General features: G+C 73.9%; 20 protein-coding genes. 9 read left to right on the forward strand and 11 right to left on the reverse strand.

Going from position 1 to position 22,471, the window contains the following annotated elements:
- Positions 1-41: 41 nt before the first annotated feature.
- From IH61_RS0126385 to IH61_RS0126400, 4 genes are all read left to right on the forward strand, one after another.
- A complete protein-coding gene (locus IH61_RS0126385; RefSeq protein WP_037973376.1) occupies positions 42-767 on the forward strand; it encodes an ABC transporter ATP-binding protein in 726 nt (241 codons plus the stop codon).
- Positions 764-3,073, forward strand: coding sequence for an ABC transporter permease (locus IH61_RS0126390; RefSeq protein WP_031074146.1), 2,310 nt, complete (start codon positions 764-766; stop codon positions 3,071-3,073). Before IH61_RS0126385 ends, IH61_RS0126390 begins: the two co-directional genes overlap by 4 nt.
- A 125-nt stretch (positions 3,074-3,198) precedes the next feature.
- Positions 3,199-4,134, forward strand: a complete 936-nt coding sequence (hemC, locus tag IH61_RS0126395) for a hydroxymethylbilane synthase (protein WP_031074148.1) — start codon at positions 3,199-3,201, stop codon at positions 4,132-4,134.
- Positions 4,135-4,197: 63 nt separating this feature from the next.
- Positions 4,198-4,722, forward strand: a complete 525-nt coding sequence (locus IH61_RS0126400) for a hypothetical protein (protein WP_158845308.1) — start codon at positions 4,198-4,200, stop codon at positions 4,720-4,722.
- A 4-nt stretch (positions 4,723-4,726) separates the two neighbouring features.
- Here the strand turns inward: IH61_RS0126400 and IH61_RS0126405 are convergent, their stop codons facing one another.
- Positions 4,727-5,263: a helix-turn-helix domain-containing protein gene (locus IH61_RS0126405; protein WP_031074152.1), complete on the reverse strand. Its 537-nt coding sequence runs from the start codon at positions 5,261-5,263 to the stop codon at positions 4,727-4,729.
- 62 nt (positions 5,264-5,325) lie between these two features.
- Between IH61_RS0126405 and def the strand changes: the two genes are divergently transcribed.
- From def to IH61_RS0126420, 3 genes are all read left to right on the forward strand, one after another.
- Entirely contained in the window at positions 5,326-5,958 is a 633-nt protein-coding gene (def, locus tag IH61_RS0126410) for a peptide deformylase (RefSeq protein ID WP_063763269.1), read from the forward strand.
- A complete protein-coding gene (locus tag IH61_RS0126415; protein WP_037973377.1) occupies positions 5,955-6,596 on the forward strand; it encodes a class I SAM-dependent methyltransferase in 642 nt (213 codons plus the stop codon). Before def ends, IH61_RS0126415 begins: the two co-directional genes overlap by 4 nt.
- A 90-nt stretch (positions 6,597-6,686) precedes the next feature.
- On the forward strand, positions 6,687-7,208 hold the full coding sequence (locus IH61_RS0126420; RefSeq protein ID WP_234327338.1) for a hypothetical protein: 522 nt from the start codon (positions 6,687-6,689) through the stop codon (positions 7,206-7,208).
- Here the strand turns inward: IH61_RS0126420 and IH61_RS0126425 are convergent.
- The 3 genes from IH61_RS0126425 to IH61_RS0126435 form a co-directional block, all read right to left on the reverse strand.
- The gene (locus IH61_RS0126425; RefSeq protein WP_078911413.1) at positions 7,187-8,593 is read right to left on the reverse strand and encodes an SDR family NAD(P)-dependent oxidoreductase; all 1,407 of its coding nucleotides are present in this window, start codon (positions 8,591-8,593) and stop codon (positions 7,187-7,189) included. The genes IH61_RS0126420 and IH61_RS0126425 overlap by 22 nt on opposite strands.
- A gap of 88 nt (positions 8,594-8,681) precedes the next feature.
- Positions 8,682-10,205 (reverse strand): carbohydrate binding domain-containing protein, encoded by a 1,524-nt coding sequence (locus IH61_RS49690; protein ID WP_063763270.1) that lies wholly within the window; start codon positions 10,203-10,205, stop codon positions 8,682-8,684.
- Between the two features lie 217 nt (positions 10,206-10,422).
- Positions 10,423-11,076, reverse strand: coding sequence for a choice-of-anchor C family protein (locus tag IH61_RS0126435; RefSeq protein ID WP_051838041.1), 654 nt, complete (start codon positions 11,074-11,076; stop codon positions 10,423-10,425).
- 287 nt (positions 11,077-11,363) lie between these two features.
- On the opposite strand from IH61_RS0126435, the gene IH61_RS0126440 reads away from it, so the two are divergent.
- Entirely contained in the window at positions 11,364-12,002 is a 639-nt protein-coding gene (locus IH61_RS0126440) for a GDSL-type esterase/lipase family protein (RefSeq protein ID WP_051838042.1), read from the forward strand.
- A 154-nt stretch (positions 12,003-12,156) separates the two neighbouring features.
- Here IH61_RS0126440 and IH61_RS0126445 read toward each other — a convergent pair whose 3' ends face one another.
- The 4 genes from IH61_RS0126445 to IH61_RS0126460 form a co-directional block, all read right to left on the reverse strand.
- Entirely contained in the window at positions 12,157-12,765 is a 609-nt protein-coding gene (locus tag IH61_RS0126445; protein WP_051838044.1) for a GNAT family N-acetyltransferase, read from the reverse strand.
- 88 nt (positions 12,766-12,853) lie between these two features.
- On the reverse strand, positions 12,854-13,531 hold the full coding sequence (locus tag IH61_RS0126450) for a nitroreductase family protein (RefSeq protein WP_031074172.1): 678 nt from the start codon (positions 13,529-13,531) through the stop codon (positions 12,854-12,856).
- A gap of 84 nt (positions 13,532-13,615) precedes the next feature.
- On the reverse strand, positions 13,616-15,253 hold the full coding sequence (locus IH61_RS0126455; protein ID WP_031074174.1) for an ABC-F family ATP-binding cassette domain-containing protein: 1,638 nt from the start codon (positions 15,251-15,253) through the stop codon (positions 13,616-13,618).
- Between the two features lie 131 nt (positions 15,254-15,384).
- Positions 15,385-16,575, reverse strand: a complete 1,191-nt coding sequence (locus IH61_RS0126460; protein WP_031074175.1) for a trypsin-like serine peptidase — start codon at positions 16,573-16,575, stop codon at positions 15,385-15,387.
- 544 nt (positions 16,576-17,119) lie between these two features.
- Between IH61_RS0126460 and IH61_RS0126465 the strand changes: the two genes are divergently transcribed.
- Positions 17,120-18,727, forward strand: a complete 1,608-nt coding sequence (locus tag IH61_RS0126465) for an ABC-F family ATP-binding cassette domain-containing protein (protein WP_031074177.1) — start codon at positions 17,120-17,122, stop codon at positions 18,725-18,727.
- Positions 18,728-18,729: 2 nt separating this feature from the next.
- Here IH61_RS0126465 and IH61_RS0126470 read toward each other — a convergent pair whose 3' ends face one another.
- The 3 genes from IH61_RS0126470 to IH61_RS0126480 form a co-directional block, all read right to left on the reverse strand.
- Positions 18,730-20,211, reverse strand: a complete 1,482-nt coding sequence (locus IH61_RS0126470) for a S41 family peptidase (RefSeq protein WP_078911414.1) — start codon at positions 20,209-20,211, stop codon at positions 18,730-18,732.
- Positions 20,212-20,501: 290 nt separating this feature from the next.
- Positions 20,502-21,203, reverse strand: a complete 702-nt coding sequence (locus IH61_RS0126475) for a response regulator (protein WP_234327339.1) — start codon at positions 21,201-21,203, stop codon at positions 20,502-20,504.
- On the reverse strand, positions 21,200-22,459 hold the full coding sequence (locus tag IH61_RS0126480; protein ID WP_234327340.1) for a sensor histidine kinase: 1,260 nt from the start codon (positions 22,457-22,459) through the stop codon (positions 21,200-21,202). The genes IH61_RS0126475 and IH61_RS0126480 overlap by 4 nt, the downstream gene beginning before the upstream one ends.
- Positions 22,460-22,471 lie beyond the last annotated feature (12 nt).

Here is a 22,471-nt window from a genome sequence, read left to right on the forward strand (position 1 = left end):
TGGGACGCCCGGCCGCACCCGCCCCGCCTACCGTCCTCACCATGAGCAACAACCACGACGGGACCATTCGGGCCGACGACGCGCAGGTCGTCGTCGAGCTGTCCGGCGTCCACAAGGAGTTCGGTGACGCCAAGGCACTCGCCGGCGTCGATCTGCGGATCCGCGCCGGAGAGGCGGTCGCCGTGATGGGCCCCTCCGGCTGTGGCAAGTCCACCCTGCTGAACATGGTGGCGGGCCTCGACCGGCCCACCGCCGGCACCGTCCGGGTGCAGGGCCAGGACCTCGGAAGCCTCAACGAAACGGGCCTGGCGCTGTTCCGCCGCCGCAACATCGGGATGATCTTCCAGTTCTTCAACCTGATCGACGACCTGCCGGCCCTCGACAACGTCGCCCTGGCCGCCCAGCTCACCGGCACCAGCGCCCGCCAGGCCCGCCGCCGCGCCCTCGAACTCCTCGACGAACTCGGCGTCGCCCACCGCAAGGACGTCTACCCCGCCACCCTCAGCGGCGGCGAACGCCAACGCGTCGCCGTCGCCCGGGCCCTGATGAACCGCCCGGCCCTGCTGCTCGCGGACGAGCCCACCGGCGCGCTCGACAGCCGCTCCGGCGAGCAGGTGATGGACCTGCTCATCGACCTCAACCAGATCGGGCAGACCCTGCTGATCGTCACCCACGACCCCAACCTGGCCACCCGCTGCGCCAGCCGCCTGATCGAGGTCGAGGACGGCAAGGTCGCCCGCGAGCGCGCCCTGGAGGCGCAGTCATGACCGGTGCTGTGTGGCGGGCCTCCCGGGCCGCAGTGAAGCGGCGCAGGCTCCAGACCTTCGTCATCGGGCTGGTGGTGCTCTGCTCCACCACCACCGTCGTCCTCGCCCTCGCGGTGATCAGCGCCGCCCGGGCACCCTTCGACGCGGCCTTCGACGACCAGCGGGGCGCGCACGTGGTCGCCGCCTTCGACCCGGCCAAGGCCCCGGCGGACAAGCTCGCCGCGACCGCGCACCGGCCCGGCGTCGCGGCGGCGGAGGGCCCGTTCGAGCAGGTCGTCGTCCGCATGCCCGTGGACTGGTTCGGCCGCCCGCCCGGCCCGCTCACCCTGGTCGGCCGCAACGCCCCGGCCTCCGGCGCCGTGGACCGGCCCGAACTGCTCACCGGCCGCTGGGCCACCGCCCCCGGCGAGGTGGTCATCCAGCAGCCGTTCAGCGGCTATCCGGACGACAAACTCGGCAAACCGCTCCCCGGCATGCCCGGACTGACCGTCGTCGGCTTCGCCAGCAGCATGAGCGCCTCCGCCGGCGGCTGGGTCACCCCCGAACAGGCCGAGGCCCTGCACCCCACGGGCCTGCAGATGCTCTACCGCTTCACGGACGCCGACGGCGAGCGGCAGCTCACCGCCGCCCTCGCCACCGCCACCGAGGGCCTGCCCGAGGGCGCGCTCGTCAGCGGGCAGTCCTACCTCACGCTCAAGCAGGCGTTCTCCGCCGGCGCCGACGCCTACCTGCCGGTGATGACCGTCTTCGGCGTGCTCGGCCTGGTTGTCGCCGTGCTGATCGTCGGCAACGTGGTCAGCGGCGCCGTCGTCTCCGGCTACCGGCACATCGGGGTCCTCAAGTCCATCGGCTTCACCCCGCGCCAGGTCGTCACCGTCTACCTGACCATGGTCTCCGTACCCGCCGTCGCCGGCACGATCCTCGGCACGCTGGCGGGCTGGGCGCTCGCCGGGCCGATCGTCAAGATGGCCTTCACCGGCATCATGACCGGCACCGCCGTCGTCGAGCCCGCCGGCTGGCTGCCCGTCGCCACCCTGCTCGGCGTACCGCTGCTCGTCGCCCTCGCCGCGTTCGTCCCCGCCTCCCGCGCCCACCGGCTCTCCGCCACCGAGGCGATCTCGGCCGGCAGCGCGCCCCGGGCCGGGCGCGGGCTCAAGGTGCAGCGCTGGCTCAGCGGCACCCGGCTGCCGCGCGCCGTCAGCCTCGGCCTGGGCCAGCCCTTCGCCCGCCCGGCCCGCAGCGCGCTCACCATGTCGGCGATCGTCCTCGGCGTCGTCACCGTCACCGTGACCACCGGGCTCAGCAGCACCCTGATCCGGGCCGTCGGCCCGGTCGACGACGGCGGCACCCACACCTACGTCCACGTCCAGACCGGCCACTTCGCGCACGGGCAGGGCGTGTCGAAACTGACCCCCGAGCAGACCGAGACCGCGCTGCGCACCACCCCCGGCGCGGAGAAGCTCACCACTCGGGGGCTCACCGAGGCGAGCGTCGTCGGCTTCAACCAGCCCGTCTTCCTGGACTTCTACGGAGGCGACGAGGCGGGCGCGAAGCTCCACGTCGTCGAGGGCCGCGACGCCACCGGGCCCGGCGAGTTCCAGGCGGGGCCCGCCTTCCTCGACCAGCACGGGCTCAAGCTCGGCGACCGGATCACCGTCGACCTGGAGGGGCGGCAGCAGAGCCTCACCCTCGTCGGCGAGGAACTCCAGGGCAACGCCCGGGCGATCGCCACCAACGACGCCACCAGGGCCCTGTTCACCGAGGACCGGCACGTCGTCGAGTACTGGGTCAGGCTCGCGGAGGGCACCGACCCGGCGGCCTACACCAAGGCCGTCACCGAGGCCGACCCGACCCTCGTCGCCGAGGTGTCCACCGTGACCATGGCCGCGCCGATCACCGCGATCCTCACCTTCAGCACCGTCTTCACGATCCTGCTGTCGGTGGTCGCCTCGCTCGGCGTCTTCAACACCGTGCTGCTCAACATCCGGGAACGCCGCCGCGACCTCGGCATGCTGAAGTCGATCGGGATGACGCCCCGCCAGGTCGTCGCGATGACCGTCACCTCCGTCGCCTGGCTGGGCGTCCTCAGCGGGGTCGTCGGCATCCCGCTCGGCATCCTGGCCCACCGGCTCGTCGCCGAGAACGTCCGGATCATGAACTTCCCCGAGTCGATGATCGACGTCTGGGGCGCCCCCCAGCTGGCGGGCCTCGCCTGCGCGGGCGTGGTGATCGCCGTCCTCGGCGCCCTCGTCCCGGCCCGCTCGGCGGCGCGGCTGCCCATCGCGGAGGTGCTGCACAACGAGTGAGCCTCCGGGACCGGGACCGGGGCAGGGGCGGCGGAGGCCGGGCGGGGAACCGTCCGGCTTTCGCCCTGCTTCCGTACGGCTGACGCTCGATCAGCGCTTGATGTAGGGACGCCTATCATCACCCCATGGCCACCGCTGAGCTGATCCGGATCGTCTCCCGCTCCTCGCCCATGGCGCTCGCCCAGGTCGAGCGGGTCCGCGCCGAACTCGCCGACCTGCACCCGGGACTGCGCACCCAGGTGGTGCCCGTCACCACCTCGGGCGACCGCTGGATGGGTGATCTCGCCCGGCTCGGCGGCAAGGGCGCGTTCACCAAGGAGGTGGACGCCGCGCTGCTCGCCGGGGAGGCCGACGTCGCCGTGCACTGCCTCAAGGACGTGCCCGCCGACCGCCCCCTGCCCGCCGGCACCGTCTTCTCCGCCTACCTGCGCCGCGACGACATCCGCGACGCCCTGATCCACCCCGAGGGGCTCACCCTCGACCAGCTCCCCGCCGGCACCCGGATCGGCACCTCCTCCGTCCGCCGCATCGCCCAACTCGCGGCCTCCCACCCGCACCTGACCTGCGTGCCGATGCGCGGCAACGCCAACAGCCGCCTCGCCAAGCTCGCCGCGGGCGAGGCGGACGCCCTGCTGCTCGCCGTCTCCGGCCTGGAACGGATCGGCGAGGAGGCCAGGATCACGGACGTCCTCGGCGTGGACACGATGTGCCCGCCGATCGGCGCCGGCATCCTCGTCCTCCAGTGCCGCGAGGGCGACACCGCCACCATCGACGCCGTCACGGGCCTCGGCCACCACGACACCTGGCGCGAGGCGGCGGCCGAGCGGATGTTCCTCCACGTCCTCCAGGGCCACTGCAACAGCCCCATCGCCGGCTACGCGAAGGCGGAGGCGGACGGCCGCCTCTCCCTGCGCGGCCGGGTCTTCTCCCCGGACGGCAAGCGCGTCCTCGACGCCCACGAGTGGGCCGGAGCCCTCGACCCGGAGGACCTGGGCACCTCGGTGGCCCTCGCCCTCAAGCGGCAGGGCGCCCAGGAGCTGATCGCGAACATCCCGCACTGAGCCCCGTTCCCCGAAATCCGCTGGTCGCAGAACCGCACGGGCGTTCGGGGCGTCCGTTGAAGCGTGATTTCTGGCGTGCTCGGCGGGATGCCGATGTTCTGGCCCGGGCTGCTGCTCTCCCTGGTCCCGGCGGCCCTGCTGAACCGGCCCGTCGGGCGGGCACTGCGCGCGCACTGGGCGGTCGGCTTCGTCCTGCTGCTCGGCCTCGGCGGCGTCCTCACCGCGACGCTGCTGCCCGAGGCGTTCCAGCTGTCCGGGGGCGGCGTACGCCACTGCGCGGTGGAGGGCGGCCGCCACCGGGGCCTGCACGAGGTGCTGGCGGCGCCCCATCTCGGGATCAAACTCGCGGCCTTCGCCGCCGTCGGCCTGGCCGCCACCCTCGCCGGCACCCGCCGCCGGGCCGCGACCGTCCTGGCGGGAGCGGCTGCACTGCCCTTCGCCATGGCTGCCGTACGGTACGCCGTCCCCGTCATCGGACGGCCCTGCGACGTGCAGGACGTCTGGGACGGCCTCCAAGGCGTGGCCCTGGGCGCCCTCCTCGGCCTGGCAACCCGCCCGCTGGTGCGGGTGCGGGTGCGCTCGGCGTAGTTTCCTACCGGCCGTCGGGGAGCAGCGGGAAGAGCCGGGTGACGGCGGCGACCGGGCGGGCGTCGGCGGGGCGGGCCGCCGGGTCGGTGTCGCGGGTGCGGTAGGGGGCGAGGAGGCGGCGGACGGCTTCGGCGACGGCGGTGAGTTCGGCGGGGGTGAGGTGGAGGACGGCGCTGAACGCCTCGTCCTGCTGCCACTCGGCGGGGGCCTCGGCGCGGTGGGCGAGCCAGCGCTGGTAGCTCTCGTCCTCCAGACCTCGGGCGAGTGCGTCGAAGTCGTCGCTCCCGGCCGGTTCGGCCGGTTCGGCGGGTTGCGGCAGGCGCCAGGGGCGGGCGCGGCCGTCCACGGGTGGGGCCTCCTCGATGAGTCCGTGCCGGGCGAGTTGGCGCAGGTGGAAGGAGCAGAGGCCGGAGCTGTGGCCGAGGGCTGCGGCGGCTTCGGTGGAGGTGAGGGTGCCGCGTTCGGCGAGGAGTTCCAGCAGCGCGGTGCGCACGGCGTGCTCGCGAAGAGCGGCGGCGGCGGAGGTCAGGTCTTCGGTCACTTTGCAAAGTCTGCTACTTTGCAAAGTCGATGACAAGTTGTCACACGCCAAGGAGGCCGCCGATGACCGACCGCCCGCCCGTGCTCCGAGTGACCGAGCACGGTGAGCCGATCCTGCACGGCCCCTGCCGCCCGGCCGGTGAACAGGACTTCGGCAGCCCCGAGTTGGCCCGCCTGATCGACTCGATGTTCGCCACCATGTACGTCGCCGACGGCGCCGGGCTCGCCGCCAACCAGGTGGACGTCGACCTGCGCCTGTTCGTCTACGACTGCCCCGACGACGACGGCGTCCGCCACACCGGCCACCTCCTCAACCCGGTGGTCGAACCGCAGAGGCCCGGCCGCCCCCTGATCGAGGAACCCGAGGGCTGCCTCTCCGTCCCCGGCGGCAGCGCCGTGCTCGCCCGCCCGGCCCGGGTGGTGGTGCGCGGGCAGGACCAGCACGGCAACCCCGTCACCGTCGAGGGCACCGGCTACTTCGCCCGCTGCCTCCAGCACGAGGCCGACCACCTCGACGGGGGCCTCTACGTCGACCGCCTCGCCCGGCGCGACCGCAAGGAGGTGCTGCGGCAGGTGGAGGACCGCCGCGAGAAGGTCTTCGCCCAGCGCGCCGACGCCGCCGAGAAGCTGAACTGGCGCGGCCCGGTGGAGAGTTGCACCCCCGACTGCCCCTGCCGCCGCCTCGATGCGTCGTGACCACCCCACACCTGGCCGCCGTCCGCACCTCCTACGACACCGTGGTGGCCGACTACCTGCGCCTCGTCCCCGCCCCCGAGGACATGGACCCCTGGTCGCGGGCGATGCTCGCCGCCTTCGCCGAGCTGGTCGGGGAACAGCCGCGCCCGGTGGCCGACCTCGGCTGCGGCCCCGGCAGGGTGACGGCGTACCTGGCCCGCCTCGGCGTCCGGGGCGCGTACGGCGTGGACGTCTCCGGCGGGATGGTCGCGACCGCGCGCCGCCTTCACCCCGAACTCCGGTTCGTCCAGGGCGACATGGCCGCCCTGGACGAACCCGACGGCGCCCTCGGCGGCATCCTCGCCTGGTACTCCGTCCACCACACCCCGGCGGACGAACTGCCCGCCCTCCTCGCCGAGTTCCGCCGCGTCCTCGCCCCCGGCGGCCACCTGCTGCTCGGCGGACACGTCGGCGAGGGGGTGCGCCGGCCCACCGAGGCGTACGGCGGAAACCCGGTCTCGTACGCCTCCCACCTGGTGCCGGCGGACCACCTGGCGGAGCTGCTCGCCGGGGCGGGGTTCACCGTCGCCGGCAGGATGGAGCAGCCCCGGCCGGGTCATCCCACGGGGGGATACGTCGCCTTCCTGGCGGAGGGCTGAGGTAGCACCGCCGGGGGAGGGGGTCCGGCCGTACGGGCGAGGCGGGGCCGTACGGTCGCGCGGGAGGCTGGGGGCATGTTGAGGATCCCGGTGGGGGGCACCGAAAACCCCGTTCCCGGCTGGGCGTTGCGCCTGGCGAAGGCTCTGCCGTTCGTGGTGCTGCCGCACTGCCTGTGGCGGCTGCCGTTCGCATTCGGGTTCGAGATGGGCTTGGTCGACCAAGGGCATCCGCCGATGCAGTGGTGGGCCACGCCGTACGTGTTCGGGCTGAGTGCGGTCACCGAGGCGGTGGCGCTGCTCACGCTGGGGCTGGTCAGCGGGTGGGGCGAGGTGTTCCCGCGGTGGGTGCCGGTGCTGCGGGGCCGCCGGGTGCCACCGCTGGCAGCGGTGGTCCCGGCAGTGCTGGGCGGGCTGGTGCTGGTGGGCCTGTTCGGCGCGATCCCGCTGGCCTGGTTCGGCGTGGTCGGCGACCTCGCCTTCAGCAACGGCTGGTGGAGCGCCCTGTGCCGGATCTGCACCGGTCCGGCGACGCTCTGGGGCCCGATCACCCTCGCCCTCGCCGTCGCCTACTACCGCCGCCGCAACGGCGGTTACCAGGCCGCCACCTGGTAGTCCTTGAGGAACACTCCGGACTGCGGCTCGCCCGCCTCGCCGCGCACGATCGGGTCGTACACCCGGGCGGCCCCGTCGACGATGTCCAGCGGGGTGCGGAACCCCCGGTCGGCGATCCGGGCCTTGACGGGCGCCGGGTTCTCGTCGGTGATCCAGCCGGTGTCGACGGCGCAGAGGTGGACGCCCCGGGTGGCGAGGTCGGCGGCGGAGGTGCGGGTGAGCATGTTGAGCGCGGCCTTGGCCATGTTGGTGTGCGGGTGCCGGGGCGTCTTGTTGCGGACGGCGAAGCGGCCCTCCACCGCCGTCACGTTGACGATGTACCGGGAGGGGTGCGGGGAGGCGAGCAGTAGCGGTAGCAGGCGGTCGCAGAGCAGCACCGGGGCCAGGGCGTTGACGAGCTGGACCTCGAGGACCTCGGCCGGGTCGAGCGAACCGAGCGTGGCAGACCAGGAGTTGGAGGCCGACAGGTCGGGCAGCAGCCCGGCCTCGTCGACCAGGGAGAGCAGGTCGCCGGTTCCCGAGGGCAGCGGGGCTGCCCCGGTGAGGGGCCGGAACCCGGGGGCGTGGCCGATCGCCCGGCGCTCGGCGGCGGGCAGGGCGTCCCGCTCCCCGGCGGCGAGCAGGGCGTAGGACTCCGGCGGGCGCCGCAGCGTCTGGGCGGCGTTGTTGACCAGGATGTCCAACGGGCGGCCCTCGGCGCGCAGTTGCTTGGTCAGCCCGAGGACCTGGCGCGGGTCGCGCAGGTCGATGCCGACGACGGTGAGGCGGTCGAACCACTGCGCGCTGCCCTCGGCGGCGCGGAAGCGGCGGACGGTGTCCTGCGGGAAGCGGCTGGTCACGATCAGCTCGGCGCCGTCGCGCAGCATCATCAGGGCGAGCTGGAAGCCGATCTTCACCCGGCCGCCGGTGAGCAGGGCGCGCCGCCCGCGCAGGTCGGTGCTCAGGTCGCGGCGGGTGGTGTTGTCGGCGGCGCAGGCCGGGCAGAGCCGGTGGTAGAAGGCGTCGACCTGCTGGTAGCCCCGTTTGCAGACATAGCAGCGCTGGGGTTTGAGCAGCACACCCGTCGAGCCCACGGCGGATGGCAGCGGGGCGTCCTCCCGGCGGCCGGGGTCGCCGGTGGCGGTGGTGGCGAGGAGGGCGGCGTCGGCCTCGCGGACGGCCTGCTTGGCCTCCTGGCGGCGGCGCTTGCGGCTCTCCATCACGAACGAGCTGAGCTGCCGCTCGGCGTGGAGGCGGGTGCGGTCCTGGGAGGGGAGGGCGCGCAGCCGGCCGAGGGTGCGGCCGAAGGCGGTGAGTTCCTCGGGGGTGAGGCCGCTCGCGTCGGCCGCGCCGTCGGCCGGCGCGATGGTGGTCAGCTGCTGGTGATGGTCGTCCCGGACCGTCATGTCCGCCCCCTCGTGTGGTTCAGGTGAGGGGGACTGTAACCAACGGTCCGGGACGATGAGATGTCAATTTCCGCCCGAAGGGGAGGGGTCAGCCGGTGTACCGGGAGAAGATCCTGGCGAACTCGTAGGGCTGCTGCGGGATGTTGGTGCACTTGGCGAGCGAGCCGCCGGTGCAGGCGTTGGCGTCGCGGGTGGCGTCCCAGAAGGCCAGCAGGCCGAGGTGGTTCTGCTGGGCGAAGGTCACCAGCTGCTGGGCGGCGGCCTGGTTGTAGATCTGGTGGTCGTCGTTCTCGCCGAGCATCGGGGTGACGCCGACCATGGGCCACAGCTGGGCGTCGGTCCTGGCCGGGTACAGCGCCTTGAGCTGGCCGAAGGTGGACTGTGCGGCCTGGACGGCGGCGTTGCCGTAGTCGGTGCCGCTGCGGTAGTAGTCCATGGCCATGAGGTTCACCAGGTCGAGGTTCACACCGGCGTCGCGGGCGGACTTGACGATCGCCACGCCCTCCGAGGTGAGCCCCTCGGGCAGGACGGGCAGGGTGAGCGAGACCTTGAGGCCGGGGTGGGCCTTCTGGAGCTTGGCGAGGGCGGCCGAGCGGCGGTCGTTGGAGACGGTGTCGGCGATGGCCGCGCCCTCGATGTCGTAGTCGACGTAGCGCAGGTTGTAGGCGCTGACGACGGCGTCGTACTCGGCGTACAGCGAGTCCACCGAGCCGCAGGCGGCGGCGAGTTCGGTGCCGGCGGCGCCGCCGAAGGAGAGCTTGACGTCTCCGCCGGAGGCGCGCAGCGCGTCGATCTGGTCCTTGGCCCAGCCGCTGCGCGGGTCGTAGGCGTTGAACCAGCTGGCCTTGCAGCCGACGCCGGTGACGAAGCCCATGCTGTAGCTCTTGGCGCCGCCGGCCTTGGCCATGTCGGGCATGGACGGGGTGGGCCAGGCGCCCATGTCGATGTACGGCGCGACGGGCAGCGCGATGTTGGGCGGCGGGGTGCTCGGGCCGCCGGTGGGCGTGCCGGTGGGCGTGCCGGTCGGGGTGGAGGTGGGGGTGGCCGTGGGGGTGCCGGTCGGGGTGCCGCCGCCGGGGCCGGTGAGGGCGATGTCGTCGGCGAGGTAGGCGCCCTGCCCGTACCAGCCGTGCAGGTAGACGGTGACGCTGGTGGTGGACGGGCCGGTGGTGAAGCTGGTGGACAACTGCTGCCAGGAGGCGCCGCCGGGCGTCCAGACGGCCGGGTCGGTGATTCCGCTGCCGGTGGCGCCGAGGTAGACGTACTGGCCCTGGACCCAGGCACTGAGGCCGTACGTGGTGTTGGGCTGGACGCTGACGGTCTGCCCGCACTGCGCGGTGTCGCTGACGCTCGCGGCGCCCTTGAGGGCGTACGTTCCGCCGTGGGCACCGGAGTTGACGACGCCGCCGGTGCCGCCGGAACAGCTCCAGGGGCTGAGTGCGCCGCTCTCCAGGCCGCCGTTGACGAGCAGGTTGGCGTCCGCGGCGCCGGCGTTCCCGGCGACGGTGGCCAGGCCGCCCGCGGCGAGCACGGTGGCGGCGGCGAGGCCGAGGAGCTTGGTGCGGGCGGCGGGGCGCCGGTGGGTGGGGGCGTGCTGGGGCGCGCTGGGCATGGGGGTGCCTCTCGGAAACGGTGGTGGCCGCCCGCGCCGCGAGGGGGGAGACGCGGGGCGGGCGGCAGCTCTCGGGCTGAACCGGTGGGGGAGCGCGGTGCTGTGCTGTGCATCAAACTGGACTAGACCAGCTGTGCACGTCAAGCGTCTCCCAGCGGCCGGACCTTCACCGGAGGCAGGTTTTAGGCGACGTTAAGGCACGGGTGCCGACGGCCGGTCAGCTGCCGCAACAGGGCTTGCACTCCTTGACCTGCACGTCGTCGATCACCGGCCCGTACGCTCCGCGCACGGTGCTGGCGAAGGCCAGGGTGGTGGTGGCGTTGCGGGCGACGAAGCTGAACTGGCGGCCCACGTAGCCCATGGCGGCGAAGGTCTTGCCGGTGACGTCGAAGGAGAAGTCCTGGAAGTTCTGGCCGTCGATCTCGGCCTTCCCGGTCTTGACGGCGGGTCCGCCGGCGGAGTTGCCGGCCAGGGCGTACGTCACCGAGTAGGTGGCGCCGGGGACGGTGGTGAAGGTCTGGGCGACGGTGCCGCTGTCGGCGCCGTTGAGGTCGAGGGACTGGTCGCCCTCGGCGTTCTGCCAGAAGCCGGCGCCGAGCAGGTCGACGCTTCCGGCGGTGACCCTCCACGGGCCGATGCTCTGGCCGGCGTTGAACTCGGAGAAGCTGTTGGCCGGGACCTTGGGCGTCTCGAAGCTGCCGTCGTCGAAGCGGCTGGCCGCGCGGTGCCCGCCCGCGGCCTGCGCCGGGGCGGCCAGCGCGGCGGTGGCCAGCGTGGTGGCGCCGGCGAGCAGGACGGCGACGGCGGCGGTGCGGGTGCGGGCGGCGCGGGTACGGGCGGTGCGGGCGGCGCAGGTGGGCGCGAACGACATGGGTATTCCTCCCCGATGGGCCGGCGGGAGCGCCGGCGGACACGGCGGCCGGATCGGCCGCATGCAGAGCGTCGACCGCCCCGGGAACCCGTGCCAAGACCGGAAGGGCGGCGCCCGGTCGTGGGGGCGGCCGATCTTCGCGCCCCCACGCGCCGGTTTGCGCGGTACCAGCCCCTCGCGGTACGGGCTCCGTGCCGCTCGATCGACTGCGGGTTCGACCGGGGGCGGGCCGGGCCCGGTGGTGAATTCTCCGGCGAGCGCCCCGCGCTGGCGCCTACGGTGGCCCGATGACCATACGAACGCACGCGGCTCCGTTCGACGGCCCGCGGATCAGTTTTCTCGGTGATTCCTTCGTCCTCGGCCTCGGCGACCCGGAGTTCCGCGGCTGGGTCGGCCGGGCCGTCGCGGCCGTCGCGCCGCACGCCACCGCCTTCAACCTCGGGGTGCGCCGCGACACCTCGCAGCAGGTGCGGCGGCGCTGCTGGATGGAGGTCGAGGCGCGCACCGTCCTGGGCGCCGACAACCGGCTGGTGGTCTCGATCGGCGCCAACGACGCGATGACGGAGAACGGGGCGCCGCGCCTCGCCCACCACGACACCCTCGCCAACCTCACCGCGATGCTCGACGGCGCCCGCGAACGCGGCATCGCCGCCCTGGTGGTCGGCCCGCCGCCGGTGGTGGCCGGGGGAGCGGAGCACCTGGAGCGACTGACGGCCCTGGCCCCCGCGATGGCCGGGATCTGCGGGGAGTTCGGCGTCCCGTTCGTGGACGTCACCGCCGCGCTCGCCGCCGACGCGGTGTGGACGGCCGAGGCGCGGGCGTCCGACGGCGCGCACCCGGGCGCCGGCGGCTACGCACGCTTCGCGGAGCTGGTGGTGGAGGGCGGCTTCCGCGACTGGATCAAGCCGGTGGGCGCCGCTGCCTGACCGACCGGCTTGATCCGGTCGCGGACCGTCGCGGACCGTCGCGGACTGTCGAGAACCGCCGAGAACCGTCGGGAGCCGTCGGGAACCGCCAGGGTCCGCCAGGAGGAGATCCGCGAACTCCCCGCTGCCCGTGGGGAGTTCGCGGAAGCACCGGTCATCCTTCCATGACCCACACTAGTTGACGCCCGGTCTGCCCCGGCGTCTGGACGGCGGTGTCGGCCACCCGGTCGAGCCGGTAGCCGAGTTTGCGGGGGACGGCGGCGCTGGCGGCGTTGGCCTCGTCGCAGTGGATCTCCACCCGGGTGATCCCGGGCAGGGCCAGCGCGGCCTCGGTCAGCGCCCCGGCCGTGGCGGTGGCGATGCCGCGTCCGACGTGCCGCTCGGAGACCCAGTAGCCGATCTCCATCGCGCCGGGGCCGATCCGCCCGTGCAGCCCTGCCGCACCGATCACGTGCCCGGGCTCCTCGGCCAGCCCGACCAGGTACATGAAGTCGGTGCCGGCTTCCCAGGCGGCGGTGCTCGCCCGCGTCAGCTCGACCGTGCGGGCCATGGACGGGGCCTCGGTGGCCCACGGCATCCACGGCCGCAGGTGGTCCAGGTTGGCGACGAGCGCCCGGTTCAGCGCCGGGGCGTGGCCGGCGCGGCGGCGGAACAGTCGCAGGCCGCCGGGCAGCCGCAGCAGTTCGGGCGGCCGCCCGGCGGTGACGGGAGGCGGTGCCACCGCCGGGCCCGCGTCGCAGGAGTGTGGCTGAGGGTGACTCATGACCCGGATTATGTCCTTGGCCGGGACCTGCCACCATCCGATTTCACCCGGGCACGCGCCGCGCACGGGGGCGCGTCCGGAGCGGGTCTCAGAGGCGGACCATCACCTCGTCGAGCCCCTTGCGCCGCAGATCCGGCACCCGCGCCCCCTCGGCCGGGTACCCGACCGGGATCACGTACGCGGCGCGCTCCTCCGCCGGGCGCTCGCAGACCTCGTTGAGGAAGCGCATCGGGCTCGGCGTGTGCGTCAGCGTCGCCAGCCCCGCCTGGTGCAGCGAGGCCAGCAGCAGCCCGACCGCGATGCCCACCGACTCCTTGGTGTAGTACGGACGCGGCGAGCTCGGGCCCTTGTGCACCTCGAACACCACGATCACCGCCGGCGCGTCCTCCAGGAAGGGCTTGTGCCAGTCGGTGCCGATCGGCGCCAGCGCCGCCAGCCACTCCTCCGAGGCCCGGTGCCCGTAGAACTCGCGCTCCTCGGCCTCGGCCGCCTCCCGCAGCAGCCGCTTGCGCTCGGGGTCGGTGATCACCACGAACCGCCAGGGCTGGACGTGCGCGCCGCTGGGCGCGGTGCTCGCGGTGCGCACGGCCCACTCGATCACCCCCTCGGGGATCGGGCGGGTGTCGTAGTCGCGGACGGTCCGGCGCTGCGCCATCACGTCGTGGAAGGTCCTGCCGCGGGCCTCGGCCTCGTGGGCCGGCACCGTCATCGGGGTGAGCGGGACGGTCGGGTACGACGCGGCCGCCACCGCTGTGCTGTCAACCATGGCCGACAGCACAGCACATGACGACCGCGCCGGGAAGAGGTCGAGACCAAGAGGTCGAGACCAATCCGGGCCGGCGGTGAAGCCCTACAGCTCGTGCACCCGCCCGTCGCGGACCTCGATGCGGCGGTTCACCGAGACGGTGTCCAGCATCCGCCGGTCGTGGGTGACCAGCAGCAGGGTGCCGGTGTACGAGCCGAGCGCGGACTCCAGCTGCTCGATGGCGGGCAGGTCCAGGTGGTTGGTGGGCTCGTCCAGGACCAGCAGGTTCACCCCGCGGGCCTGGAGCAGCGCCAGCGCGGCCCGGGTGCGCTCGCCGGGGGAGAGGGTGTCGGCCGGGCGCAGCACGTGCACCGCCTTGAGGCCGAACTTGGCCAGCAGGGTGCGCACATCCTCCGGGGCGAGGTCCGGCACGGCGGCGGAGAAGGCGTCGATCAGCTTCTCCTCGCCGAGGAACAGACCCCTCGCCTGGTCCACCTCGCCGACCACCACGCCCGAGCCCAGTACGGCGCTGCCGCCGTCGAGCTCGAGCCGGCCGAGCAGGGCGGCCAGCAGGGTGGACTTGCCCGCGCCGTTGGCGCCGGTGATGGCGACCCGGTCCGCCCAGTCGATCTGCAGGTCCACCGGGCCGAAGGAGAAGTCGCCGCGCCGGGCGAGCGCCCCGCGCAGGGTGGCGACCACCGCGCCGGAGCGGGGCGCGGTGGCGATCTCCATCTTCAGCTCCCATTCCTTGCGGGGCTCCTCGACCACGTCGAGGCGCTCGATCATCCGCTGGGTCTGCCGGGCCTTGGCGGCCTGCTTCTCGGTGGACTCGGTGCGCTTGGCCTTGGCGTTCTTGTCGTTGTCGCTGCTCTTGCGGCGGGCGTTGCGGACGCCGTGCTCCATCCAGTTGCGCTGCATCTGGGCCCGGGACTCCAGGGAGGACCTGGTGTCCGCGTAGTCCTCGTACGCCTCGCGGGCGTGCCGGCGGGCCACGGCGCGCTCCTCCAGGTACGCCTCGTAGCCGCCGCCGTACAGGTTGACCTGCTGCTGGTGCAGGTCCAGCTCCAGCACCTTGGTGACGGTGCGGGCCAGGAACTCGCGGTCGTGGCTGATCAGCACGGTGCCGGCGCGCAGGCCCTTGACGAAGGACTCCAGGCGCTCCAGGCCGTCCAGGTCGAGGTCGTTGGTGGGCTCGTCGAGCAGGAACACGTCGTAGCGGGAGAGCAGCAGCGAGGCCAGGCCCGCGCGGGCGGCCTGGCCGCCGGACAGGGCCGTCATCGGCAGGTCGAGGGAGACCTTGAGGCCGAGGGAGTCGGCGACCTCCTCGGCGCGCTCCTCCAGGTCGGCGCCGCCGAGGTCGAGCCAGCGGTCCAGACCGGCCGCGTACGCGTCGTCGGCGCCGGGGCGGCCCTCGACCAGGCCCTCGGTGGCCTCGTCCAGCTCGGCCTGGGCGGCGGCCACGCCGGTGCGGCGGGCCAGGAAGGCGCGCACCGACTCGCCCTCGCGGCGCTCGGGCTCCTGCGGGAGGTGGCCGACGGTGGCCCCGGCCGGGCTGAGCCGCAGTGATCCGGCCTCGGGGGTGTCCAGGCCGGCGAGCAGCCGCAGCAGGGTGGACTTGCCCGCGCCGTTCACCCCGACCAGGCCGATCACGTCGCCCGGGGCGATCACCAGGTCCAGGCCGGCGAAGAGGGTGCGTTCGCCGTGGCCGGCGCTGAGGTCCTTGACTACGAGTGTGGCGCTCATGATGAGGCCGATTGTAGGAGGACCGGGGGCGGGGACGGAAAAGCGCGGGGGCCGCGGCTGTCGCAGCCGCGGCCCCCGGGCCGGTCACTCAGCGGTCACTGGGCGGGTCGCTCAGTGGGTCGCTCGGCGGGTCACTTCGACTTCTTCGAGAAGTAGTCGAACATGTGCGCCGCGACGTCCTCCAGGTACGGGCCCGCCTCGTAGGTGTTGGCGTTGTTGCCGATCGAGGTGTCGCTGACCAGGGCCGGCTTGCCGTCCTTGGCCGCGTACCAGCCGCCGCCGCTGCTGCCGCCCGTCATGGTGCAGCCGATCACCAGCATCGGCGGGCGGGTCGAGTCGCCGGTCTTCCTCGACGGCTTGCCGCCGTCGCAGTGCTCCAGCTCGACGCCGTCGAAGGGCTTGCCGGCCGGGAAGCCGTAGCTGGTGACCGAGACCTGGTCACGCGGGGCGTTGAACCAGATCGGCACCGAGCCGCCGACCGTCTCCTCCAGCGACTTGCCGCCGCCGGCCGGGTTGGCCACCTTGACGATGCCGAAGTCGTACTGGCTCCACGGGCCGCCCTTCTCCGGGTCGGCCTCGCCCGCCCACTGCGGGGAGACCATGCCGGAGGTGGCGCCCCACTCGCCGTACGGCTCGGCCGCGGCCTCGTCGCCCTGCTTGCCGCCGCTCAGGGAGCCGTTGCTGTTGTAGGCGGGGGCGAAGGTGATGTTGGTGTAGTACTTGCCGTTCTTGCCGCCGTGCAGGCAGTGGCTGGCGGTCCACACCAGGTTGCTCTTGCCGGGGTTGGCCGGGTCGGAGACGACGGTGCCGGAGCAGACGTAGTCCTCGTTGCCGTCCTTGAAGAAGATCTTGCCGTTGACGTGCAGGTTCTTCGCGTACGGGTGCGCCGCGGGCTTCGCCGGGACGGCCGCGGGCGGCTGGTCCGAACCGCCGCCGCCGGCCGGGGGCTGCGTGGCGGTGGGCTGGGCCGGCGCGGAGGTCGGCTGCGCGGGCGGCTGCGTCGGGTCCGGCGCCGGCTGGGGCATCGGCTTGGGCTTGGCGGCCAGCAGCTTCTGCAGGGTCCAGTAGCCCTTGACCGCCGGGGTGATGACGTTCGACTGGGCCCACTTGTCCCAGTCGTCGAACTTCCAGGTCTTCAGCTCTTCGACGGTCGGCAGCTTGAACGGCGGCGCGCCCGCCTTGGTGCCCGCGACGTTCGGCGCGGTCGTCTGCGCGATGGCCGGGTCGGAGTTGTCCGGGCCGCAGGCGGTGGCGGCCAGGACCGTCAGTGCGGCGACGGAGGCGCCGAGGACGGCGCGGCTCGACCGGGTTATCGGTGACATGAGTTCAAATCCCCCTGTTGACTACCGCCATACGGCCCGTTCCGCGGGTGCGGCTGGCAGACCGCAGGCGTCTGGCAGGTCAGGAGTCTGCCATGCGGCCGTACGGGGGATCGCCGCGGGCCCGGACTGGTACGCGGCTGTCACCGGATCGGCACGGGATCGGCACCGGGCCTCCGTCGCCCCCCTGGCGGTGGTCGGGCGGTGGTCGGGCGGCGAGCGGGCAGGTGGTCGGGCGGCGAGCGGGCAGGTGGTCGGGTGGCGGTTAAATCGGTTGCAGCCGCTCCCGGAGGCGCCTAGCGTTCTCGACGTCACCCGCCAGACAAGGAGAAGGCCGTTGCTCTACTGAGGTCCCGAGACACCGCCCCGCCGCGCAGGCCCTTCTCGCCGCGCGGTGCGCGAGGTGTGCGACCTCAGTCCCGGCCCCCGGCGCGCGTCCTGTCCTGACGCGCCCCCGCCTCGCTGCGCAGGCCGTACGGTCCCCCACACCCGCGGTGTCTCCCGTGTTGCTCACCTCACCCCTCAGCAACCACTCCGGGAGGCCACCATGGCACAACCCACCACCGCCGTCCTCTGCACCGACCTCGCGTTCGACTGGCCGGACGGCAAGCCCGTCCTCGACGGCTTCAACCTCGCGGTCGGCCCGGGCCGCACCGGCCTGATCGGGCTCAACGGCGCCGGGAAGTCCACCCTGCTGCGGCTGATCGCCGGAGACCTCACCCCGAGCCGCGGAGCGATCCGCGTCGCGGGCGAACTCGGCTACCTGCCCCAGGGGTTGACGCTCGACACCACCCTCAGGGTCGACGAGGCGCTCGGAGTCCGGGCCGCCCGCGAGGCCCTGCACGCCATCGAGTCCGGGGACACCGACCAGCGCCACTTCGACGCCGTCGGCGACGACTGGGACGTCGAGGAGCGCGCCCGCGCCACCCTCGACAAGCTCGGCCTGCGCCGCCTCGGGCTCGACCGCACCACCGGCGAACTCTCCGGCGGCGAGGCCGTGTTGCTGCGCCTGGCCGCCCTGCTGCTGCGCCGCCCCGACGTGCTGCTCCTGGACGAGCCCACCAACAACCTCGACCGGGCCGCCCGCGAGCGGCTCTACGAGACGGTGGCCGGCTGGCACGGCGTCCTGCTGGTCGTCAGCCACGACCGCGAGTTGCTGGAGCACGTCGACCAGATCGCCGACCTCAGGGACGGCGAAGTCACCTGGTACGGCGGCAACTTCAGCGACTACGAGCACACCGTCGCCGCCCAGCAGGAGACGGCCGAGCGGCAGCTGCGCAGCGCCGAGGCCGACGTCCAGCGCCAGAAGCGGGACTTGGTCGAGGCCCGCACCCGGCTGGAGCGCAGCGCGAGCTACGGGAAGAAGCGCTCCGTCACCCGCAACGACCCGCACATCTTCGCCGGGATGCTCAAACGCAAGGGCCAGGAGACGGCCGGCCGCCTCCAGGGCATGCACACCGAGCGGCTGGAGGAGGCCAAGCAGCGCCTGGCCACCGCCGAGGAGGCGGTGCGCGACGACGCCGAGATCCGCATCGACCTGCCGCGCACCGCCGTCCCGGCCGGGCGCACCGTGCTCACCCTGCAGAAGGTGCGGCTGTCCAACGGCGCCACCGCCGAGCTCGACCTGCGCGGGCCCGAGCGGATCGCCCTGGTCGGCGGCAACGGCTCGGGCAAGACCACCCTGCTGCGTACGATCGCGGGCGAGCTCGCGCCCGTCGACGGGATGGTCACCACCCAGGTGCCGCTGAGGTACCTGCCGCAGCGGCTCGACCTGCTGGACGAGAAGCTGAGCGTCGCCGAGAACGTCAAGCTGTTCGCCCCCGCCGCCGGGGACAACGCGATCCGCGCCCGGCTCGCCCGCTTCCTGTTCCGCGGGGCGCGTGCCGACCAGCCGGCCGGCACGCTCTCCGGGGGCGAGCGCTTCCGGGCCACCCTGGCGGCGCTGCTGCTGGCCGACCCGCCGCCGCAGCTGCTGCTGCTCGACGAGCCGACCAACAACCTCGACCTCGCCAGCGTCCGCCAGCTCACCCAGGCGCTGGCCTCGTACCAGGGTGCGCTGGTCGTGGCCAGCCACGATGTGCCGTTCCTGCGGGGCCTGGGCCTGACGCGCTGGCTGGAGATGGACGGCGAGCTGAGGGCGGTGGAGCCGATGTAGCGCTACTGCCGGGTCCGGGCGCCCTCGTGGCCCTGGTCGCCCTGGTCGCCCTGGTCCCCTTGGTCGCCCTGGGCTTCCTCGGCGATGATCCGGCGGGCCGTGCTCAGGGCGGAGTCCTTGAGCGCGGCCAGCTCCTCGGGGCTGTACACCGGGGTCCGGACGTCCGGCGTGATGCCGGCGCCGTCGAAGGTGGAGCCGTCCCGGGTGAGGTACTTCTCGTTCGGCAGGATGACGGCGAAGTCCGGCGAGAGCTTCTTGCCCAGCACGTCGGAGTAGACGCCCTGGGTGTTCTCGCCGATCCGGGTCACGTGCGGGGAGCGGCCCATGAGGGCCTGGGTGAAGGTCTCCGCCGCGCTGGCGGAGATCGAGGAGGTGAGCACCGTCACCGGCCCGGTGAAGTGCTCGCCGGCCGAGGGCCGCACGGCGACGGGCACGGGCCGGGTGAACTTCGTCGGGTCGGCCGGGTCGTTGCGCGCCACCTTGCGGTAGGCGAGGTACGGGCGGTCGGTGAGCCGGGAGGCGATCTGCAGCCCGAGCGCGTCCGAGCCGCCACCGTTGAGCCGGACGTCGATCACCAGGCCCGTGATCCCGTCCGGATCGGCGAGTACGGCGTCGAGCGCCCGGTCCAGTTCGGCGGCCCGGCCGGCGAAGTCGCCGTCGGTGTAGCCGTCGAAGGCGCTCACCCGCAGGTAGCGGGCGCCGTCGGGGAGCCGGCCCACGCCGAGCTTGCCGTCGGCGAAGACCTGCTCGGGGCCGGTGAGCTGGGCGGCGACGGCCTTCCCGGCCTGCGCGACCAGCTCCTTGGTGCGCACGATCGTGCCGGGTCGTCGGCCGCCGAAGACGGGCGACGGCCTCCCGTCGACGTACCGCGCGAGCCCCGTGTGCGCGTCGCCCAGCGGCTGGAGCATGTCGATGAGGATCTGCTGGAGCTGATCGTCGGTGGTCGCCGGGGTGATGCGCCGGCGCTGCTCGTCCCGGACGGCGTGCCAGTCGATCCCCTTGGCGGCGAAGAAGGGGTAGTTCTCCTCGAAGTCCTCCCAGAACCGGTCGAAGACCGAGAGCGGGTCGTTCGGCGCCGGCACGGTGCACAGCGGCGGCAGGGCGGGCAGCCGGTTGAGCGTCTTGGTGCCGACCCCGCCCTCCTCGCTGTCGATCAGCCGGTCGTGGCCCTTCGGGGTGAGGACGACCGCGTTGTTGCCCATCAGGAAGCGGGTGGCGCCGTCCGGCCCCGGCGTGCCCGTCCGGGTGGCGGTGGCCCAGCCCGGCACACAGGTGTGGGCCGTCACGTCGTAGGTGGTGAGCTTGTCTCCGGCGACCACGGCCACCACGCCGTAGCCGTCCATCCGCCAGATCCCGTCCACCGGGCTGACGGCGGGCGCCCGGTCCTGCGCGGGCGCGGCCACCCCCGGGGCCGCCGCCGCGAGCGTGGTCGCCAGCGCCACCGCCGTGGCCGCCGTCACCGCACCCCATCCGATTCTTGCCATGTCCGCCGGTCTCCGTTCCCCTCCCGGCCTCCCCCGCGGAACCCCTCCGCCGCCGTGGAACCGACGCTACGGCCGGCCCCGCGGCCCGGTCCTCCTCCGATGTGCTGCGGTGACCCCCGACTTTCCGCCGAGCGGTTTTGCGCCGGGGGAGGGATCGACAGCAAACGGGTTTGACGGCGGGTGGGAATTCCGGGACGGGCCCGGCCGCCGCCTCGCCGCCCGGGCGGGCCACACCCGGGCGGGCCTCACCCCTGCCGGCCTCACCCCTTCGGGCCTCACCTTGGCGGGCCTCACCCCGGCAGGACGAACCCCGACTCGTACGCGGTGATCACCGCCTGGGTGCGGTCCCGCGCGCCCAGCTTGGCGAGCACGCTGCCGACGTGGGTCTTCACCGTCTCCTGGCTGACCACCAGCTCCCGGGCGATCTCCCCGTTGTTGAGCCCGGTCGCCATCAGCCGCAGCACCTGCTGCTCCCGCTCGGTCAGCCGCCCGACCGGCCCCCGGCCCGGGGCCTCGGCGGGGCGCCGCCCGTCCGCCGCGCCGTGCCGCAGCGCGAGGTCCCGGACGGCGGCGGGGAACAGCAGCGAGTCCCCACGGGCGACCAGCCGCACCGCCTGGACCATCTCCTCCGCGCGGGCCCGCTTGAGCAGGAACCCGGAGGCGCCGGCGCGCAGCGCGTCGTACACGTGGTCGTCGTGCTCGAAGGTGGTGACGACCAGGATGCGCGGGGGCAGGTCCATGCCGCCGATGAGCTGCTCGGTGGCCCGGATGCCGTCGATGCCGGGCATCCGGACGTCCATCAGGACGACGTCGGGGCGCAGTTGGCGCACCAGCGGTACGACCTCGGCGCCGTCGGAAGCCTCGCCGACCACGCTGAGGTCCGGTTCGGCGTCGATCACCACCCGCAGGCCCATCCGGACCAGCCGTTCGTCGTCCGCGATGACCACGCGGATCGTCTCGCCCTGCCCGCTCATGCTGTCCACCTCGGTCATGCCGTGCCTCCCAGCGGCAGCCAGACGGCCAGCCGCCATGTCGTTCCGTCCTCGCTGGGCCCCGCCGCGCTGCCGCCGCGCAGGGCCGTGGCGCGTTCCCCGATCCCGCGCAGGCCCCGCCCGCCGCCGGGGCGGCTGGGGCGGGAGGGGCCCAGCGGGTTGGTCAGTTCGATCTCCAGCCGCTCCCCGGCGAGGGCCACGCGCAGCCCGGCCGGCGCGGGCCCGGCGTGCCGCAGCACGTTGGTGAGCCCCTCCTGCACGATCCGGTACGCCTCGCGCGAGACCTCGGCGGGCAGGGCGGCCAGGCCCGGGCTGAGGTCGGCGTTCACCGTCACGCCGGTGCGGGCGAGTTGGCGCAGCAGGTCGTCCAGCCCGGCGAGGGTCGGCCCGGCCGGGCCGGCGCCCTGTGCGCCGCCCTCGGCGCTGCCCTCGGGGCCGTCCTCGCGCAACAGGCCGAGCACGGCGTCGAGTTCGGCGACGGCGGCCCGCGCGGTCTCCTCGATGGCCCGGAGCGCCTCGGCCGCGAAGTCGGGGTCGGTGCGCAGGACGCGGGCGGCGGCCGACGCCTGGATGCCGACGGCGCTGAGCGCGTGTCCGACCGAGTCGTGCAGTTCGCGCGCCAGCCGGTTGCGCTGGGCGAGCACGGTGGCCCGGCGCTCGGCGGCGGCGACCCGCTCCTCCGGGGTCGGGCCGAGCAGGGCGGGCGCGGACCGGGCCAGGACGGCGCCGCAGCCGGCGTTGACGCCGACGATCAGGAGCAGCAGGAGCACGCCGAGTACCGGGCCGAGGGGCAGCCAGCCGGGGAGGCGCTCCTCCCAGTGCCGGCCGAGTTCGGAGGTCCCGCCGAGGTCGAGCAGCAGGGCCGCCGCGAACGGGATCCCGCCGAGCGTCATCCCGGAGACGATGCCGCCGAGGAACACGTGCAGCACGAACCAGAGCGCGGTGTGCCAGCGGGCCGCCCAGGAGCGGGAGGGCCCGGTGGCCAGGTCCTCGGGCCGGGCCACCGTGCACAGGGCCCGCGCGGCCGAGCCCTCCAGGCCCCGGGCCACGGGCACCAGGGCGGTGACGGCGGCCATCGGCAGCGAGGTGAACAGGGAGGCGAGCAGCAGGAGCATTCTCTCCTCGGGCCGGCGGTCCGGCCTGAGCACGCCGAGGGCGGTGACGGAGAGCATCCAGTACGGCATCAGCAGCGCGCCGCCGAGCACCAGGTGCACCCACCGCAGCCGGGCCCTGCGGCCGACCAAGGCCCCCGCCACGCGCCGAATCCG

The organism is Streptomyces sp. NRRL WC-3742 (assembly GCF_000720635.1).
GTDB lineage: Bacteria > Actinomycetota > Actinomycetes > Streptomycetales > Streptomycetaceae > Kitasatospora.

What these genes read in the sequence shown, in the direction of transcription:
- IH61_RS0126465 (WP_031074177.1), top strand. Translation starts at nt 17,120, where the DNA reads ATGGCACAACCCACCACCGCCGTCCTCTGCACCGACCTCGCGTTCGAC.
- IH61_RS0126390 (WP_031074146.1), top strand. Translation starts at nt 764, where the DNA reads ATGACCGGTGCTGTGTGGCGGGCCTCCCGGGCCGCAGTGAAGCGGCGC.
- IH61_RS0126445 (WP_051838044.1), bottom strand. Translation starts at nt 12,765, where the DNA reads ATGAGTCACCCTCAGCCACACTCCTGCGACGCGGGCCCGGCGGTGGCA.
- IH61_RS0126460 (WP_031074175.1), bottom strand. Translation starts at nt 16,575, where the DNA reads ATGTCACCGATAACCCGGTCGAGCCGCGCCGTCCTCGGCGCCTCCGTC.
- IH61_RS0126455 (WP_031074174.1), bottom strand. Translation starts at nt 15,253, where the DNA reads ATGAGCGCCACACTCGTAGTCAAGGACCTCAGCGCCGGCCACGGCGAA.
- def (WP_063763269.1), top strand. Translation starts at nt 5,326, where the DNA reads ATGACCGACCGCCCGCCCGTGCTCCGAGTGACCGAGCACGGTGAGCCG.
- IH61_RS0126450 (WP_031074172.1), bottom strand. Translation starts at nt 13,531, where the DNA reads ATGGTTGACAGCACAGCGGTGGCGGCCGCGTCGTACCCGACCGTCCCG.
- hemC (WP_031074148.1), top strand. Translation starts at nt 3,199, where the DNA reads ATGGCCACCGCTGAGCTGATCCGGATCGTCTCCCGCTCCTCGCCCATG.
- IH61_RS0126440 (WP_051838042.1), top strand. Translation starts at nt 11,364, where the DNA reads ATGACCATACGAACGCACGCGGCTCCGTTCGACGGCCCGCGGATCAGT.
- IH61_RS0126425 (WP_078911413.1), bottom strand. Translation starts at nt 8,593, where the DNA reads ATGACGGTCCGGGACGACCATCACCAGCAGCTGACCACCATCGCGCCG.
- IH61_RS0126385 (WP_037973376.1), top strand. Translation starts at nt 42, where the DNA reads ATGAGCAACAACCACGACGGGACCATTCGGGCCGACGACGCGCAGGTC.
- IH61_RS49690 (WP_063763270.1), bottom strand. Translation starts at nt 10,205, where the DNA reads ATGCCCAGCGCGCCCCAGCACGCCCCCACCCACCGGCGCCCCGCCGCC.
- IH61_RS0126475 (WP_234327339.1), bottom strand. Translation starts at nt 21,203, where the DNA reads ATGACCGAGGTGGACAGCATGAGCGGGCAGGGCGAGACGATCCGCGTG.
- IH61_RS0126435 (WP_051838041.1), bottom strand. Translation starts at nt 11,076, where the DNA reads ATGTCGTTCGCGCCCACCTGCGCCGCCCGCACCGCCCGTACCCGCGCC.
- IH61_RS0126470 (WP_078911414.1), bottom strand. Translation starts at nt 20,211, where the DNA reads ATGGCAAGAATCGGATGGGGTGCGGTGACGGCGGCCACGGCGGTGGCG.